The following is a 15,918-nucleotide window of genomic DNA, read 5'->3' on the forward strand; positions in this document are numbered from 1 at the left end:
TGTAATTTTTCGAATCAATGCGGAAAGTGCCGCAACGTCAGGTGTTTGGAGAAACCCAATGGGAACTGTTTTGCCGTCACATGCCTCGGTCGTGGTGATCGGGGGGGGCATTATGGGGTGCTCGACCCTGTACCACCTTGCCAAGATGGGCGTGGGTGATGCGATTTTGCTGGAGCGTAATAAGCTGACGTCGGGAACGACGTGGCATTCGGCGGCGCAGGTGCGGGCGCTGCGGCATTCGCACAATCTGACGCGGATGATCCAGTATTCGGTCGATCTCTACTCACAGTTAGAGGAAGAGACCGGACAATCTGTTGGGTGGATCCAGAAGGGGTCTTTGTCGATTGCGACAACGCCGGACCGGATGACACATGTGAAACGCCAAGAGGCGCTGGCGCATGCTTATGGGATTGAGGCGTACTCGGTTTCGGCTGGAGAGGCCAAGGAACGTTGGCCGCTGATGAATGCCGATGACGTGCTGGGGGCGGTGTGGTCACCCGATGATGGGCGGGTGTCGCCCAGCGATGTTTGTGCGGCTTTGGTCAAATCGGCCAAGGGCATGGGCGCGAAGATTTTTGAAAACACCGGTGTCACCGGGATTTTGACCGAGAATGGCCGGATCACCGGGGTTGAGACAACGCAAGGTACGGTGATGTGTGATGCGATCGCGCTTTGTACTGGCCTGTGGTCGCGCGAGACCGGAGCCATGGCGGGGGCCGAAGTGCCGGCGCTAGCGTGCGAGCATTTCTATCTGCTGACCAAGCCGATTGATGGCATCGTAGGCAATACGCCGACGCTGAGCGACCATGATAGCCATCTTTATATTCGCGATGACAGTGGCGGGTTACTGGTTGGATGCTTTGAGCCGATGGGTAAGCCGATCAAGCCGGGTGTTCTGGACGAGACATTTGAATTTGGCCTGTTGCCGGAAGACTGGGATCACTTTGAGCCGATGATGGAGCTGGCCCTAAACCGTTTGCCAGCGCTGGAGACGGCTGAGGTGAAGATGCTGTTGAATGGACCAGAGAGCTTTACTCCTGATGGGACTTTCATGCTGGGCGAGACCGCCGAGACGCGTGGCTTGTTCCTGGGCTGTGGTCTGAATTCGGTTGGTCTGGCTTCTGGTGGCGGTGCGGGGATGAACCTGGCGCATTGCATTGTGCATGGGCACACGGCCTATGATTTGGCTGAAGCTGATGCAAAACGGTTTGCACCGATTTATAACTCGCTTGAGCATCTGATGGCGCGGGCGCCTGAGATATTGGGCACGCATTATGATATTGCTTATCCGGGCAAACAGCTCTCAACCGCCCGGAACCTGCGTGCCCTGCCGCTGGAAGACGAATACAAAGCAGCTGGTGCGCATATGGGGCAGTTCTACGGTTGGGAGCGTCCGTTGTATTTTGGCAAGACAACAGAGCCGCGGATGACGTTCGAGCGCCCGGACTGGTTTGAGAATGTCGCGGCCGAGGTGAAGGCGGCGCATGAAGGGGCTGCGATCTTTGATGCCTCGCCCTTTGGCAAGATCGAGGTCTCTGGTCCGGATGCTGAGGCGTTTATGCTCAAAACCTGCGCGGGCTATATGGGCCGCAAACCGGGCAGCGCGATCTATACCTCGGTACTGAATGAGCGCAGTACGTTTGAATCGGACATCACCGCGCACCGGATTGCCGAGGATCACTACCGGCTGTTTGTCGGCACCGCTGCGATCAAACGCGATCTGGCATGGTTCCGTCGCCACTCGGAAGGGTTTGATGTCATGCTGACAGACAGCACCGAAGACTACGCCGTGCTGGGGCTGATGGGGCCAGAGAGCTCGCGGATTATCTCCGAAGTGGGCGCGCCCGAGTTGAATGAGTTGGGTTACTTCAAGGTCGGCCCGGCACATATCGCGGGCAAGCATGTACGGGCTGTTCGGATGTCTTATGTCGGTGAAGCCGGTTGGGAAATCACCATGAAGGCTGAGAACGCTAATGCGGTCTATGCGGCACTGACGGCGGCAGGCGCGAAGCCAGCCGGGATGTTTGCACAGACCTCGATGCGGGTTGAAAAGGGTTTCTGCGCGATGGGGCACGAGCTGGATGGTGACAATACACCGGTTGAGGCCGGGTTGCTGTTTGCAACACGCAAGTCAGGCGGGTTCATCGGATACGAGGCGCTGCAGGAGCGGCTGGCCAATGGCGCGCAGCCGAATGTTGTGTCGCTCACGCTGGACGATGAGAGTGCCATGCCGTTGGGGCATGAGCCGATCTATCTGGATGGCGAGATTATCGGCCAAACCAGTACTTGTGCCTTTGGCTACCGGATCGGAAAGCCCGTGGCGCTGGGCCATGTGAAAACACAGGTCGCTGATGGTGCACGGGTGCAGTTGGATATCGCGCGGCAAATGTTTGATGCGACAATCACCATTGGCCCGCTGTTTGACCCGGATGGGAGTCGGATGAAACCATGAGCATGAAGCAACCATTTGTAATGGTCGCCCCCAACGGGGCACGGCGCGGCAAGGCGGACCACCCGGCCTTGCCCGTGACCATGGATGATATTCTATCGACAGCAAGCGCCTGCTTTGAGGCGGGGGCTGATGGGCTGCATCTACATGTGCGCGATGACGAGGGCCTGCATTCGCTGGATGCGGGGCGGTATCGTGAAACACTGGATGCCTTGGCGCAGGTCGTGCCGGAGATGCGGTTGCAGATTACCACCGAATCCGGTGGGCGGTTTGATGTGGCGCAGCAGTTGCAATGCCTACGTGACGTGAAACCGGGCTGGGCCAGCGTGTCGGTGCGTGAGATGGCGCGGTCGCCTGAATTGGCGGATGCGGTCTATGGCACGATGGCCGAGAATGGCACCGAAGTGCAGCATATCCTTTATGACCCGAGAGATGCTGAACTGCTGCGACAGTGGCAAGCGGAGGGCATCGTGCGGACGGATCAGACGAGCGTGATCTTTGTTCTGGGTAAATACACGCCGCGGGTGGCGGCAGTGCCTGAAGACCTGAACGCACATCTTGCGGGTCATGAAGCAAGCGCGCCCTGGATGGTCTGCGCCTTTGGGCTGCATGAGCATGCGTGCCTGATTGAAGCGGCGCGTAAAGGCGGCAACCTGCGGGTCGGGTTCGAAAATAATCTGGATGATAATGACGACGGACTGTTTGCGGATAACGCGCAGTCGGTTACCCATTTGATGAATAGCTTAAAAAGGATTGCAGCATGAGCCATGTATTTCCACGTCATTGTCACGTGCAGCCGCCGATGGCGGTTGCCGGGGACGGGTGCTTTTTGATTGATCAGAGCGGCAAACGGTATTTTGATGGTTCAGGTGGGGCGGCAGTGTCGTGCCTTGGGCATTCCAATGAACGCGTCAAGCAGGCGATCAAGGATCAGGTGGATCAACTGGCCTTTGCCCATACCGGGTTCTTTACCTCTGATCCGGCGGAACAGCTGGCCGATCTGCTGATCGCGAATGCTCCCGAGGGCATCGACCGTGTTTACTTTGTCTCGGGCGGGTCCGAGGCGACCGAGGCGGCGATCAAACTGGCGCGGCAGTATTTCACGGAGCGGGGCGAGCCAGAACGCCGGCATTTGATTGCCCGTCGCCAGAGCTATCACGGCAATACGCTAGGTGCCTTGGCTGCAGGTGGCAATGAATGGCGCAGGCAGCAGTTTTCTCCGTTGTTGATTGACGTAAGTCATGTTGATCCCTGTTATGAATATGCCGAGCGCCAAGAGGGCGAGAGCCTATATGATTACGGTCAGCGTGCGGCACAGGCGTTGGAGGATGAAATCCTGCGGCTGGGGCCTGATACGGTCATGGCGTTCATGGCTGAGCCGGTTGTGGGAGCCACATTGGGTGCGGTGCCCCCGGTTGAGGGGTATTTCACCCGCATCCGCGAGATTTGTGACAAATACGGCGTGCTGCTGATTTTGGACGAGGTCATGTGCGGCATGGGCCGAACCGGGCATCTGTTTGCCTGCAACGCCGACAATGTACGACCGGATATCCTGTGCATCGCCAAGGGATTGGGCGCGGGTTATCAGCCGATTGGCGCGATGCTGTGTTCGGGTGCGATTTATAACACCATTGCGGGTGGAACCGGCTTCTTTCAGCACGGGCATACCTACATTGGCCACCCAGTGGCGGCAGCGGCCGGACTGGCGGTGGTGAGTGAGATGCTGGATAATGACCTGATCGCGCAAGTGCAGGCGCGTGGGGCGTATTTGCATCAGCAATTGCTGTCACGTTTTGGCCAACATCCGAATGTGGGCGATATCCGGGGCCGGGGCCTGTTTCAGGGGTTGGAGTTTGTCGCGGATCGCGAGACCAAGACGCCGTTTGATCCGACCAAGGCGGTGGCCAAGCGGTTCAAGAAAGTGGCTTTTGAAGAAGGATTGATCTGCTATCCGATGCCGGGCACGCGCGATGGTCGAAATGGCGACCACGTTCTGTTGGCACCGCCGTTCATTGCGAGCGAGGCAGAGCTTGATAGCGTTGTTGATATCTTGTCGCGTGCGCTGGACCAAGTTCTGGCTGGCTGAAACAAAGATTACCCGGCTGATCACCATTCTGTCAGCCGGGTGTCACATGCTTTGCAATTGACGCGCGGCACCCCATCTGGTGATCTGAGCTACAGATCATAAGGGGGATGTCCATGACATATCGTAAAACCGATGCCGCAATTGCGGCCCTGACGCCCGAGGAATACCGGGTGACGCAGGAATCCGGCACCGAGCGCCCGGGCACGGGGGCCCTTTTGGCCAACAAGGAACCGGGTATTTATGTGGATATCGTATCGGGTGAGCCTTTGTTTGCCTCAAGCGATAAATACGAATCCGGCTGTGGCTGGCCCAGCTTTACCAAGCCTTTGGTGCATGACCATGTGAACGAGCTGCGCGATACCACGCACGGGATGATCCGTGTCGAGGTGCGGTCAGCCCACGGCGATAGCCATCTGGGCCATGTGTTCACGGATGGACCGCAGGACCGGGGTGGATTACGCTATTGCATCAATTCGGCCTCTTTGAGGTTTGTGCATCGCGACGAGATGGAGACCGAAGGTTACGGTGCGTATCTGGATCAAGTGGAGGACATATAATGACGGAACAGCGCGCAGTACTGGCGGGGGGATGTTTTTGGGGCATGCAGGATCTGATCCGCAAGATGCCCGGAGTTTTGTCAACGCGGGTGGGATACACGGGCGGCGACGTGCCGAATGCGACCTATCGCAATCACGGCACCCATGCCGAAGGGATCGAGATCACCTTTGATCCGGCCAAGATTAGCTATCGTCAGTTGCTGGAGTTCTTTTTCCAGATCCACGACCCTACCACAGTCAACCGGCAGGGCAATGATCTGGGGATGTCGTATCGATCTGCGATCTACTTTGTCGATGAAGATCAGAAGGCTGTGGCGATTGATACAATTGCGGATGTGAACGCCAGTGGGTTGTGGCCCGGCAAGGTTGTGACTGAACTGGCGCCAGAGGGCGATTTTTGGGATGCTGAACCTGAACATCAGGACTATCTGGAGCGGGTGCCAAACGGATATACCTGCCACTTCGTTCGACCCGATTGGGTCCTGCCCAAACGCGACGCAGCGGAATGAATTGAAGCGGGCCTCAAGTTTTGAGGCCCGTTTTGCTTGGCAGATTTGTAAATGGGGGTGGTCCGCTAAGCGGACAAAGCAATCATTGGTTTCACACTCTCGGTTAGCTAAATATAAACGAAATTTGTGGGAGCTTGGAAGCTCATCAGAGCATGTATTGGGCAATGATTTTGCTATGAGGTATCAGATTGGAAGAAATACTTAAGTCCATAGCGGCAGAGATAGTTCGACAAGATGATTGGGGGAAAACAGCGCAATATATTCCTGAACTTGCGAGTGTTGATCCGCAACAATTTGGGATCAGCGTGTGCTTGGCTGATGGTAGGTTGATCAGCGCGGGTGCCGCGACCAAACCGTTTTCCGTTCAGAGCATTACCAAAGTATTTGCGCTTGTCGCGGCACTTGGACGCGTCGGGGACCAACTCTGGAGTCGCGTCGGTCGAGAGCCATCGGGTAATTCTTTTGATTCAGTCGTTTTGCTCGAAAGGGAATTGGGCCGTCCTCGAAACCCTTATGTAAATGCCGGAGCAATTGTGACCACCGATGCGCTTTTGTCAGGGCGAGAACCCAAGATGGCACTTGCGGAAATACTAGGGCTTATCAGGCACATGTCAGAGTCAGACAGTATTTACATTAATGAAACAGTTGCCGCATCTGAACAAGAAACCGGGGCACGTAACAAGGCGCTCGCCTATTACCTGAAGTCGCACGGCAACCTTAATAGTGACCCGGAACTCACGCTGGGCACCTATTTTCATCAATGCGCAATCGAGATGACAACTGATCAATTGGCGATGGCGGGGCGATCTTTAGCGGGCCTAAAAGGTGCGCCAAAGGTCATATCGCGCCAACGTGCTAGACGGGTGAATGCATTGATGATGACTTGTGGGCATTACGATGGGTCTGGTGACTTTGCATTTCGCGTTGGCCTACCGGGGAAAAGTGGTGTTGGAGGTGGTATTTTGGCTATCGCACCTAATGTAGCATCTATTGCAATTTGGTCGCCGGGGCTCAATCTTTACGGCAACTCTCACGCTGGCACACGCGCAGCGGAAATGCTTTCGAATGCGACCAAATGGTCAGTGTTTTGAATAAGCAGAATGGGCTCTGAGCGGACAAACGCAGCTGCAGATTTTCCCGCCTATTTTGAGACGGTGCAAATGGAGGGCGTGAAAGAGTCGGTAATCCCCGCCTGCACCGGACGTTCGAGTGCGGTGGAAAGCACCACGTAGCTTTTGGTCATCTTCACCTCGGGCAGGCTGTAGATCCGGGCCAGCAGGGCCTCCATTGCGGGGGTGCTTTCCATTCGGACCTTAAGGATCATGCTGGTGTCACCGGCGACCGAGTGCATTTCCTCGACCTCGGGGAAATCGCGCAGTTCCAGCATGGCGTCTGATTTGGCCCAACCGGTTGAATCCACGTGGATGAAGGCCAGAAAATTTTTCCCGGTCATCGATGGATCCAGTTGGGCGGCGACAGCTTTGATTCGGCCTGTGGCCTTGTAGCGTTTGACCCGTTCGTGGACTGCCGGGGCGGAAAGGCCGACCTGTTTGCCGATCTCGGCATAGGTTTGTTCCGCATCCTGAGACAAAAGACTTAATAGCTTTCTGTCGATGGCGTCGAGACCATGGGCGTCTTTGGACATGTGCAGAACCTTATTCTGAATATTTAGAGTGATACGATATGGTGTTTTGTAAATTTATAAAATGCAATATTTTTGCCGCGTATCTATTGGAGGAAACACCGTGTCTGCACTGTGGTACTTGATGCTGGCCGTTGGGGTCGTCGGTTCAAACGCGCTTTTGCTGAGCCCGATTGCCGGGGAAGTGGCCTTGTCGTTTGACGGACGCATGCCTGCAGATGTGTTGTTGGCGTCTGCGGTCTATGGCGCAGCAACAGCGCTGAGCGCGATTACGCTGGCACCGCGTGCGGATCGCTTTGGCTTGGCGCGCTCGGTGTGTTGTGCGCTTGGGGTATTGGCCGTCGCGATGACGGTCAGTGCTGTTGCCCCAGCCCTGTGGGTCTTGGTGGTGGGGCAGGCATTGGCGGGTTTGGCCGCGGGTGTGGCTTTGCCTGCGGCTTACGGTTTGACGGCGGTGATTTCCAAGCCGGGGGAGGAAAGCGCATCGCTGGGTAAGGTGTTAACCGGCTGGACGTTGAGCCTCGTGTTGGGGGTTACCGCGTCGTCGCTTTTGGCGGATGCGCTGCATTGGCGCGCGGTGTTTGCGGTGATGGCATTACTGGCAGTAGGAACTGGTATGCTGCTGTGGCGCGCTGTCGAAGGCCTGCCGCGCACCGGGGAGCGGCCCGAGGCGGTTTCACCTCTGTCGGTCTTGCGGTTGCCCGGACTGATGGGGCTTTTAACCTCTGTGATGGCATTCATGGTCGCGTTTTACGGACTGTATGCGTACCTTGGGACGCATCTGAGTGGGGTGTTGGGCCTGTCCACAAGTGTGACGGGCATGGCTGCGTTGGTTTACGGCATCGGGTTTGGATTGGCGTCCTCTCTAGATAAGTTTATCGACAAGTTTGGGGCAAAGCAGGCGGCACCGGTGGTGTTTGTCACGATGATCGGAATTTATGTTGCGTTGGCTGTGGGTGCTCCATCGGCTATCGCGTTGTTTTCGATGTGCTTCATTTGGGGCGCGGTGAACCATTTGGGGCTCAACCTGTTGATCGGGCAATTGGCCGCGATTTCGCCTACGCAGCGCGCGGCGGTCATGGGATTGAACAGTGCGGTGACCTATGTGGCGATGTTTGTCGGAACCATAAGTTTTAAGCCGGTGTTTGAAGCCTACGGTTTCAGTGCTGCGGCCTATGTTGCTGCGGTTTGTATTGTTCCCGCTGCCGTCTATGCCCTGTCGGCCAGACGGAGGCATGTTGGCATGCAGGCCTGATATATCAACGGAACTTGTCGGCCAGCTTTTGCAAAGCGGTTCGGGTGTCGGGCGCGGCCTGCGGTTTTGCTGCGGGTTTCATGCTCGTGGGCTTTGTGCTCTCTGCCGGTTTGGTCTTGGAGGACCGCGCGGGCGTCAGCCGTAGTGCGACGGCATTGAGAAACTTGTCATTGCGGCCCGCGGCCAGCTCTGCTGCGCCGTCGCAAATGCCGCGCATTAGATCATCCAGCCAGTTGGCATCTGCTTTGGCAAAGTCCTGCAGCACGTAATGTGCGACCAATTCTTTGCGCCCCGGATGGCCAACACCAAGGCGGACGCGGGCGTAAGCCTCGCCAATATGCTGGTGGATTGAGCGCAGGCCATTGTGGCCGGCATGGCCGCCACCCTGTTTGACACGCAGTTTACCAGGGGCGAGATCCAGTTCATCATGGAACACGATAATGTCGTCTGGGGTCAGCTTGTAGAACCGCATGGCTTCGCCTACGGATTGACCACTGAGGTTCATAAAAGTTTCAGGTTTGAGAAGCAGGATTTTCTCTGAGCCAAGGCGACCTTCGCAGATCTGGCCTTGGAATTTGGATTTCCACGGTGCAAAGCCATGATCCTCGGCGATCCGGTCCAAGGCCATGAAACCGATATTGTGGCGATTGCCAGCATATTTCGCGCCCGGATTTCCCAAGCCAACAAACATAAGCATGCGGTGTTTCCATTCTCGTTTGTCGTGATCTACGGCGCATGGTGTTACAAATCAACCGCCATAAAAAAACGCGACGCCGAGGCGTCGCGTTCAATAGCTTCAGAAAGACAGTGCCAATTTGGCTTAGCTTTCTGCTGTCTCTTCCGCCGGAGCTTCGCCATCGGCGATGACTTCGGTTTCAATTGCTTCTTCTTCGTCACCATCATCTTCGGATTTCAGTGCGGATGGTGCCTGAATGTTGCAGATCACGAAGTCACGGTCGATGGTTGGCTTCGCGCCAGCTGGCAGCGTGATGTCTGAGATGGTAACTGTGTCGCCAACGTTCAGGCCGGTCAGGTCAACAGTGATCTTTTCTGGGATGTCGCTCGCTGTGACAAGCAGCTCAACTTCGTTCCGAACAACCGTTACAACGCCACCCTTTTTGATGCCGGGAGCTTCTTCTTCGTTGATGAACTCAACTGTGATGAAGAGGTTGATCTTTGTGGTCCGACGCAGGCGCATCAGGTCGAAGTGTCTTGGCAGGTCTTTGACAACATCGCGCTGTACGTCGCGGCAGATGACGCGGACGTCTTCTTGACCGTCAACCTTGAGGTTGAACAGGGTCGACTTGAAACGACCTTTTTTCAGACGCGTGAACAGCTCGTTGAATGGGATTTGGATCGCCAGTGGATCAACGTCACCACCAAAAACGATACCCGGAACCATGCCAGCACGACGTGCTGCGCGAGCGGCGCCCTTGCCTGTCCCCGCACGTTCCAGGGCGTGAAGATCAGGAATTGCTCCAGCCATAATAATTCTCCAATAGGTTAGGGCGGGTATCCTCCAAGGCTGTATACCCGCGTGAAGCCGTGCCCATAGACCAATTTTGGCTAAATGGAAAGGGGATTCTATGCGCGGCACCGGGTATCGCTGAATTTATTCCCAATCGCCCGAGAATCCCTTTGGCACCATCAAAATGTCACGATCCAAGGCCGAAACATCGGTGCGCCCGCACAAGGCCATCGAGGTGTCCAGCTCTTTGTGGATGATGTCCAGTGCTTTGGTCACGCCAGCCTCGCCCATCGCGCCAAGACCGTAGACAAAGGCACGGCCGATGTAGGTGCCTTTGGCCCCCATCGCCAGCGCCTTGAGCACGTCCTGACCAGAGCGAATGCCGCTATCTAGATGCACCTCGATCTTGTCACCAACGGCGTCCATAATCTCGGGCAGGGCGCGAATGGCGCTGAGCGCACCGTCCAGCTGCCGCCCACCGTGGTTGGAGACGATGATCGCATCTGCGCCGACGTTCAGGGCCTCGCGTGCGTCACGTGCGTCCATGATGCCTTTGATGATGAGCGGTCCATCCCACATCTTACGAAACTGGCGGATACGGTCCCAGTTGAGGGTGTGGTCGGTGGCCTCGGCGAACCATGCAGACAAGGAGGACGGATCGCTGACCCCTTTGGCGTGCCCCATGACATTGCGGAACTCGCGCCGTTTTGTGCCCAGCATGCCCAAGCCCCAATGGACCTTAGTCATCATGTTGGCAACGGATTTCGGAGTTAGTTTTGGCGGGGCGGAAAGGCCGTTTTTCAGATCCTTGTGGCGCTGCCCCAAAACCTGCAGATCAACCGTGATGACGGCGGCAGAGCAATTTGCGTCTTTGGCGCGGTCAAACAGGCGGGACATGAAGTCATCGTCCTTGAGGGTATAGACCTGCATCCAGAAGGGTTTGGTTGTGTGTTCTGCCACATCCTCGATCGAGCAGATCGACAGGGTGGAGAGGGTAAAGGGTACGCCGAAGTTTTCGGCGGCACGTGCGGCCTTGATCTCGCCATCAGCGCATTGCATGCCGGTCAGGCCCACCGGGGCCAGAGCCACTGGCATACTCACGTCCTGCCCGACCATCTGGCTGGCCGTGCTGCGCCCGGTCATGTCGATGGCCACCCGTTGACGCAGATGGATCCTATTGAAATCAGAGGTGTTTTCGCGAAAGGTCTGCTCTGACCAGCTGCCGGATTCTGCGTAGTCATAGAACATCTTGGGCGTGCGACGAAGATATATCTGTTTGAGGTCGTCGATACAGGTGATGACAGGCATATGAGATATCCGGTAATATTGGTTATGTTTATTTACCAATATGGAGGTTTTGATGCAATCCCTTAGCGCAGGGATCCCGAAACCAGTTTGAGGCCGATCAGATAGATCGTCGCCACGCCAAAGCCCGCCAGAGTACCCAAGCCGATGCCAATCACCGGGAAAGTTAAAGAGGTCGTCAAGGCATAGACGAGAAGTGCGATCAGGCCGATGGGATAAACACGGATCATGGTGTGCACAGGGGCCGGGCCATGATCGTGGTGAATGATCAGCAGCAAGGGGAAAGTGACAATTGGAAAACCGGCCAACAACCCGGCCCAATCCGGCCCGATCTTGTCAGCAAGCCCTGTGATCAGCAGGACAATTCCGGCGGCTAAAACTGCGCGGGCAAATACCGCAATGACCCCAAGGCGCGTTTTGGTGAGGAGTTTGATCTCTTCGGTATGGCGCAATAGCGCATATATCAGCGCGATCATGCCAAGGGTCAGCAGGCTGGCGAAAAGTGCTGACAACGGTAGTCGTTGCAGCACTGCTGAGACGAATAGAAACACCACCACGCTGCCCGCTGCGGCAAGGATGACATTGGCGAGTGATCGCGTTCGGCATAGCCGGGAATACGCATAACATAGCGCCACATTCGCCGATAAGCCGCCGATGGCATAGAGAGCGGCGCGCGAGGCGAACTCCACGCCCTGTTCCGCCCCTATAAAATAGAGCACGATTGCAATGCCATGCGGGTAACCCGCCAGAAGGCCTGCCAACTTGGGGCTGACCCGTTCGGCAATAATCGATAACCCGATCACAACCACCATTGTGACCGCGATCTTGATCAAGATGATGCTTGAGAGGATCAGGGAAGTATCCTTTTACCCCTGATGCGCGCCGTCGGCGAGGCTGCGGACAAAGTCCAGCACCTCAGAGACGGGCGTGCCAGAGGCGATTTTGCTGACGATGGCGGAGCCGACCACAGCGCCATCGGCTACTTCGGCGATGGCTTTGGATTTTTCGGGCGTGTTGATGCCAAAACCCACGATCACAGGCAGGTTGCTGGCGGCCTGAATGCGTGCAACTTCGGGAGCGACATCTACGGCCTCAGCCTCTGCCGCGCCGGTGATGCCGGTGATCGAGACGTAATAGACAAAGCCGCTGGTGTTTTGCATCACTTTGGGCAGGCGTTGATCATCGGTTGTCGGTGTGGCCAGACGGATGAAGTTCAGGCCTGCAGCTTGGGCTGGAATGCACAGCTCGTCGTCTTCCTCAGGCGGCAGGTCCACCACGATCAGCCCGTCAATGCCTGCGGCTTTGGCATCAGTCAGAAACTGCTCAACGCCGCGATTGTAGATCGGGTTGTAATAACCCATCAGCACAATCGGGGTTGTATCGTCGTCTTTGCGGAACTCTGTGGCCAATTGTAGCGTGCGTTCCAGCGTCATGCCGGACGCAAGCGCGCGTTGCCCTGCCAGCTGAATGGTGGTGCCATCGGCCATCGGGTCGGTGAATGGCAGGCCCAGTTCAATAATGTCGACGCCAGCACCCGGCAGACCCTTTACCACTTCGAGCGAGGTGTCATAATCGGGGTCCCCGGCCATGATGTAAGACACAAAGGCCTTTTTTCCTGCGGCTTTCAGTTCGGCAAATTTGGCATCGATACGTGTCATGGAGTGCTCCGTTACTTCCGCGCCTTTGTCGCGCAAATTAGCGGGCGCTTCAATCCGCTATTTCATTGGACCGGCCATTGGGGGAAGTTGAAATAAAAGTTCAAATATTCATCGAATAATAACGGCTCGCGGTTTGTTATTGCAGCATAGTGACGAGTGTTTTGTGTCTCGGTTGATAGTTTGATCAGCTTTTTGGTAACGAGTGACGTTTTATGATTGCAACGCCTTCAAGCGTTCCATGGCTTAAAGCCAAGGGCGCATTGGGGCAGGCGGCCACGAGTCCCCTCATACGTGGCTGCCTGTCTTAAGGCATGGATGGTGGGCTATTCCGACGAGTGATGGGGAGCATCAAAATTCTCAATTTGCATTACGTACCTGTATCCTCATATCCCTATGACAGGTACAGGAGGGTATTATGAATATTCAGAAACTGGCGTCATTCACGCAAAATGGTCAAGGCGGCAATCCCGCAGGTGTTGTGATACAGGATATCCTTCCTGACGTGTCGGATATGCAGCAAACAGCAGCTGAGGTTGGATATTCAGAAACGGTTTTTGCGGCCCCGCATCAGGGTGGGTTTCGGACACGGTACTTTGCGCCGCAACAAGAAGTGCCTTTTTGTGGTCACGCGACCATCGCGCTGGGGGCGGCATTGGGGCAGGCGTTTGGGGCCAAAGGCTATGATCTGATCCTGAACGAAACCTCAATTTCTGTTTCAGCATACCGCGAAGGTGATGACTGGGGCGCAAAACTGATTTCTCCTCCGACCAAACATCAACCTGTTCCGCCCAACACACTAGAGGCGTTTTTGCAGCTGTTCGGGATTTCAGAAACTGATCTTGACCCAGAGATTGCCCCGGCTTGGATTCATGGTGGCGCTGATCATTTACTATTGCCGTTGGCGCGGCACGATCTACTGCGCGACATGTCATATGATTTTGATGCCGGTGCGGCGTTGATGCAGGCTCATGATCTGGTCACAGTCAATCTGATCTGGCGTGAGAACCCAACGCAGATCCATAGCCGCAACGCCTTTGCCGGGCACGGTGTTTATGAAGACTCGGCCACTGGCGCGGCTGCGGCGGCATTGGCGGGATACCTGCGCGATGTCGGACATCAAGACAGTGGTTTTGAGGTGACCCAAGGCGTAGACATGGGCCGCCCATCGCTTTTGCAGGTTAAACCGCGTGCAGGGCAGGGCGCCCCGATCGAGATTTCGGGCCTCACCGCACCGATCACCTGAAACCTTGGCTTGCGTCGGGGACGGGCTGGCAATAGAAGCAGCCCGTCAACCAAGCAGAAGGGTCAGGATATGGGCTTTAAGATGGGTATCGTTGGATTGCCGAATGTGGGCAAATCCACCTTGTTTAACGCGCTGACCAAAACCGCCGCGGCGCAGGCCGCGAACTTCCCGTTCTGCACGATTGAACCGAATGTCGGCGATGTGGCTGTGCCTGATGCGCGGCTTGAGCAATTGGCCGCCATCGCCAGCTCTAAACAGATCATCCCGACACGCATGACATTTGTGGATATCGCCGGTCTGGTCAAAGGAGCCAGCAAGGGCGAAGGGCTGGGCAACCAGTTTCTGGCCAACATTCGTGAAGTCGATGCCATTGCTCATGTGCTGCGCTGCTTTGAAGACGAAGATGTCACCCATGTTGAGGGCCGGGTTGATCCGGTTGATGATGCCGAAGTGATCGAGACCGAGCTGATGCTCGCCGATCTGGAATCGATCGAAAAACGCCGCGCTGGTCTGGTGCGCAAGCTCAAAGGCAACGATAAAGAAGCCCAGCAACACGACCGCCTGCTGGCCGCCGCACAAGCCGTGCTGGAAGAAGGGAAATCTGCCCGCGTGGTTGAGGTTGACGCTGAAGATGCCAAGGCGTGGAAAAACCTGCAGCTTCTGACCTCCAAGCCGATCTTGTATGTTTGCAATGTCGATGAAGCCAATGCGTCTGCAGGCAACGAATTTTCCGCGCGGGTTGAGGCCATGGCCGCCGCGCAGGGGGCATCAAGCGTTGTGATCTCGGCCCAGATTGAGGAAGAGATCAGCCAGCTGGAAGACGACGAAGCGGTGATGTTTCTAGAAGAAATGAACTTGACCGAGGCGGGGCTCGACCGGCTTATTCGCGCAGGTTACGACCTGCTGCATCTGGAAACATATTTTACCGTCGGCCCGAAAGAAGCCCGCGCCTGGACCATCCGTCACGGCACATCCGCGCCCAAGGCGGCTGGCGTGATCCACGGGGACTTTGAGAAAGGTTTCATCCGCGCCGAAACCATCGCCTTTGACGACTATATCGCCTGCAACGGCGAACAAGGCGCCAAAGACACCGGCAAAATGCGCGCTGAAGGTAAGGGCTACACTGTCAAAGACGGCGATGTGATGCACTTCCTCTTCAACAACTAGGTAGGCGCGTCGCCTCGGCTCTGCACTTTAGGCAGTTCGAGAGTGTCTGATCCGGCATGATTATGCCAGGCCCTCTCGGCCTTCGGACTCATGGCGATTACTTTCTCCATATTTGCCTTTGACACCACGACTTCGTTTCCGAGCCTCTATCTGCGAGCGCGTTGGTTGGCTCTGTGCATTTAGCATGAACGCCGGATTTTTGCGGTTACCTTCAGGCCATCATGAAAGCTCAGTTTCATCATGGCCAGGTTTTTGGCCCCGACGCTCAACTCGATCATCTGGACCGCACAGAACAGCGACAGATCAAAAAACAAATTGAAAGCCTGCTGGACCGTGTGGTTGATACTGAGAGCCCAACACTCATTACGGCCTATGAAAAGCGTATTAAAAAGATGGAGCGGCAAAAGCTGATCTTGGATGAAAAGCTCAGCACTCAGGGCAAAACACTGCACCCCTTTGAGCAAATGTTCGAACACGCGCTGGTCTTTCTCGCAAACCCTTGGAATGTCTGGCAAAGCGGCAATCTATTGGGGCGTAAAATAGTACTGAGACTGGCGTTTAAGGAGCGTATCTCCTACT

Annotated in this window: 15 protein-coding genes; 9 read left to right on the forward strand and 6 right to left on the reverse strand. The window is 56.0% G+C overall.

The window, feature by feature from the left end; genetic code table 11:
• Positions 1-58: 58 nt before the first annotated feature.
• The 6 genes from D9A02_RS04240 to D9A02_RS04265 all read left to right on the forward strand — a co-directional run bounded on the left by D9A02_RS04240 (position 59) and on the right by D9A02_RS04265 (position 6,692).
• Positions 59-2,452, forward strand: coding sequence for an FAD-dependent oxidoreductase (locus D9A02_RS04240; RefSeq protein WP_120499719.1), 2,394 nt, complete (start codon positions 59-61; stop codon positions 2,450-2,452).
• On the forward strand, positions 2,449-3,213 hold the full coding sequence (locus tag D9A02_RS04245) for a 3-keto-5-aminohexanoate cleavage protein (protein WP_367946742.1): 765 nt from the start codon (positions 2,449-2,451) through the stop codon (positions 3,211-3,213). The genes D9A02_RS04240 and D9A02_RS04245 overlap by 4 nt, the downstream gene beginning before the upstream one ends.
• Positions 3,210-4,535 (forward strand): aspartate aminotransferase family protein, encoded by a 1,326-nt coding sequence (locus tag D9A02_RS04250; RefSeq protein ID WP_120499721.1) that lies wholly within the window; start codon positions 3,210-3,212, stop codon positions 4,533-4,535. Before D9A02_RS04245 ends, D9A02_RS04250 begins: the two co-directional genes overlap by 4 nt.
• Positions 4,536-4,648: 113 nt before the next feature.
• Entirely contained in the window at positions 4,649-5,092 is a 444-nt protein-coding gene (gene msrB / locus D9A02_RS04255) for a peptide-methionine (R)-S-oxide reductase MsrB (RefSeq protein ID WP_120499722.1), read from the forward strand.
• Entirely contained in the window at positions 5,092-5,601 is a 510-nt protein-coding gene (gene msrA, locus D9A02_RS04260) for a peptide-methionine (S)-S-oxide reductase MsrA (RefSeq protein ID WP_120499723.1), read from the forward strand. Before msrB ends, msrA begins: the two co-directional genes overlap by 1 nt.
• Before the next feature lie 188 nt (positions 5,602-5,789).
• A complete protein-coding gene (locus tag D9A02_RS04265) occupies positions 5,790-6,692 on the forward strand; it encodes a glutaminase (RefSeq protein WP_120499724.1) in 903 nt (300 codons plus the stop codon).
• 50 nt (positions 6,693-6,742) lie between these two features.
• Here the strand turns inward: D9A02_RS04265 and D9A02_RS04270 are convergent, their stop codons facing one another.
• Positions 6,743-7,246, reverse strand: coding sequence for an Lrp/AsnC family transcriptional regulator (locus D9A02_RS04270; RefSeq protein WP_120499725.1), 504 nt, complete (start codon positions 7,244-7,246; stop codon positions 6,743-6,745).
• A 100-nt stretch (positions 7,247-7,346) separates the two neighbouring features.
• Here D9A02_RS04270 and D9A02_RS04275 point away from each other — a divergent pair, with 100 nt between their 5' ends.
• Positions 7,347-8,498 (forward strand): MFS transporter, encoded by a 1,152-nt coding sequence (locus D9A02_RS04275; protein WP_216824943.1) that lies wholly within the window; start codon positions 7,347-7,349, stop codon positions 8,496-8,498.
• 4 nt (positions 8,499-8,502) lie between these two features.
• On the opposite strand, the gene pth is transcribed toward D9A02_RS04275, so the two are convergent.
• The 5 genes from pth to trpA all read right to left on the reverse strand — a co-directional run bounded on the left by pth (position 8,503) and on the right by trpA (position 12,929).
• On the reverse strand, positions 8,503-9,195 hold the full coding sequence (pth, locus tag D9A02_RS04280; protein WP_120499727.1) for an aminoacyl-tRNA hydrolase: 693 nt from the start codon (positions 9,193-9,195) through the stop codon (positions 8,503-8,505).
• A gap of 123 nt (positions 9,196-9,318) precedes the next feature.
• Positions 9,319-9,984 (reverse strand): 50S ribosomal protein L25/general stress protein Ctc, encoded by a 666-nt coding sequence (locus tag D9A02_RS04285; protein WP_120499728.1) that lies wholly within the window; start codon positions 9,982-9,984, stop codon positions 9,319-9,321.
• Between the two features lie 126 nt (positions 9,985-10,110).
• Positions 10,111-11,274: an alpha-hydroxy acid oxidase gene (locus D9A02_RS04290; protein ID WP_120499729.1), complete on the reverse strand. Its 1,164-nt coding sequence runs from the start codon at positions 11,272-11,274 to the stop codon at positions 10,111-10,113.
• Positions 11,275-11,336: 62 nt separating this feature from the next.
• A complete protein-coding gene (locus tag D9A02_RS04295) occupies positions 11,337-12,104 on the reverse strand; it encodes a hypothetical protein (protein ID WP_120499730.1) in 768 nt (255 codons plus the stop codon).
• A gap of 33 nt (positions 12,105-12,137) precedes the next feature.
• Positions 12,138-12,929, reverse strand: a complete 792-nt coding sequence (trpA, locus tag D9A02_RS04300; protein ID WP_120499731.1) for a tryptophan synthase subunit alpha — start codon at positions 12,927-12,929, stop codon at positions 12,138-12,140.
• A 415-nt stretch (positions 12,930-13,344) separates the two neighbouring features.
• On the opposite strand from trpA, the gene D9A02_RS04305 reads away from it, so the two are divergent.
• A complete protein-coding gene (locus tag D9A02_RS04305) occupies positions 13,345-14,172 on the forward strand; it encodes a PhzF family phenazine biosynthesis protein (protein WP_120499732.1) in 828 nt (275 codons plus the stop codon).
• Positions 14,173-14,241: 69 nt separating this feature from the next.
• Positions 14,242-15,339 (forward strand): redox-regulated ATPase YchF, encoded by a 1,098-nt coding sequence (gene ychF / locus D9A02_RS04310; protein ID WP_120499733.1) that lies wholly within the window; start codon positions 14,242-14,244, stop codon positions 15,337-15,339.
• Positions 15,340-15,918: the final 579 nt, after the last annotated feature.

Origin of the sequence: Roseovarius sp. EL26, from assembly GCF_900327775.1 — a bacterium.
Classification (GTDB): domain Bacteria; phylum Pseudomonadota; class Alphaproteobacteria; order Rhodobacterales; family Rhodobacteraceae; genus Roseovarius.

Excerpts from the sequence above, each read along its gene's own strand:
- D9A02_RS04250 (WP_120499721.1), top strand. The coding sequence starts at position 3,210 with ATGAGCCATGTATTTCCACGTCATTGTCACGTGCAGCCGCCGATGGCG.
- D9A02_RS04305 (WP_120499732.1), top strand. The coding sequence starts at position 13,345 with ATGAATATTCAGAAACTGGCGTCATTCACGCAAAATGGTCAAGGCGGC.
- D9A02_RS04270 (WP_120499725.1), bottom strand. The coding sequence starts at position 7,246 with ATGTCCAAAGACGCCCATGGTCTCGACGCCATCGACAGAAAGCTATTA.
- ychF (WP_120499733.1), top strand. The coding sequence starts at position 14,242 with ATGGGCTTTAAGATGGGTATCGTTGGATTGCCGAATGTGGGCAAATCC.
- msrB (WP_120499722.1), top strand. The coding sequence starts at position 4,649 with ATGACATATCGTAAAACCGATGCCGCAATTGCGGCCCTGACGCCCGAG.
- D9A02_RS04285 (WP_120499728.1), bottom strand. The coding sequence starts at position 9,984 with ATGGCTGGAGCAATTCCTGATCTTCACGCCCTGGAACGTGCGGGGACA.
- D9A02_RS04240 (WP_120499719.1), top strand. The coding sequence starts at position 59 with ATGGGAACTGTTTTGCCGTCACATGCCTCGGTCGTGGTGATCGGGGGG.
- trpA (WP_120499731.1), bottom strand. The coding sequence starts at position 12,929 with ATGACACGTATCGATGCCAAATTTGCCGAACTGAAAGCCGCAGGAAAA.
- D9A02_RS04245 (WP_367946742.1), top strand. The coding sequence starts at position 2,449 with ATGAGCATGAAGCAACCATTTGTAATGGTCGCCCCCAACGGGGCACGG.
- pth (WP_120499727.1), bottom strand. The coding sequence starts at position 9,195 with ATGCTTATGTTTGTTGGCTTGGGAAATCCGGGCGCGAAATATGCTGGC.
- D9A02_RS04290 (WP_120499729.1), bottom strand. The coding sequence starts at position 11,274 with ATGCCTGTCATCACCTGTATCGACGACCTCAAACAGATATATCTTCGT.
- msrA (WP_120499723.1), top strand. The coding sequence starts at position 5,092 with ATGACGGAACAGCGCGCAGTACTGGCGGGGGGATGTTTTTGGGGCATG.